General features: G+C 68.5%; 1 protein-coding gene. It reads left to right on the top strand.

The features are described from left to right. Window positions 1-26: 26 nt before the first annotated feature. Window positions 27-235: hypothetical protein (locus RMT89_RS45450; protein ID WP_315889604.1), on the top strand; the 209-nt coding region annotated here is incomplete at its 3' end.

Consider the following 235-nt stretch of genomic DNA (forward strand, 5'->3'; position numbering starts at 1 on the left):
GGCGAGCAGATCAGGCGCTCGGCCAGATGGTTGGCACCGGCCACGCCGACAAGGCCGCCGCCGCGTTCGCCCGCATGGCCGAGGCGGCCAAGAAGCAGGGTGTCGATAACGATTCTCTCATCCGCCAGTTCCCGACCTATGCGGAGGGGCTGCGGGCGCAGGCGTCGGCGCTGGCTGAGGCGACGGGATACACCGACCTGCTCAACCTGTCCAACGAGGACCTCGTGCGCTGGAT

It is taken from the genome of Streptomyces sp. P17 (genome assembly GCF_032436805.1).
GTDB lineage: Bacteria > Actinomycetota > Actinomycetes > Streptomycetales > Streptomycetaceae > Streptomyces.